The following is a 231-nucleotide window of genomic DNA, read 5'->3' as shown; positions in this document are numbered from 1 at the left end:
ATACAAAACTACATTAGTGCATTAGCCCAGATTTGGGATCTTGCTCGTAACCGCTACCACGATGCACCACAAGATAACCCTTGGCGAGGTCACGGCCTTGAAGCTAAAAGTAGCAAGGTGAATTATGAAGCCTTTAGCAATGATGAACTCGCAAAAGTGTTCTCAATGCTGGCTGATGAAGAAGAAATGCAAAATATAACACTGATCGGAATGTATACAGGTATGCGGATC

At 42.9% G+C, this 231-nt stretch carries 1 pseudogene; it reads left to right on the top strand.

Features of this window, described 5'->3' with window-relative positions:
* A pseudogene (locus RTW80_RS31050) lies at window positions 1-231 on the top strand (integrase); the annotation flags it as partial.

Origin of the sequence: Escherichia sp. AM3 (assembly GCF_032029835.1) — a bacterium.
Lineage (GTDB): Bacteria > Pseudomonadota > Gammaproteobacteria > Enterobacterales > Enterobacteriaceae > Escherichia > Escherichia coli.
This window is presented reverse-complemented; position numbering and strand designations above follow the sequence as displayed.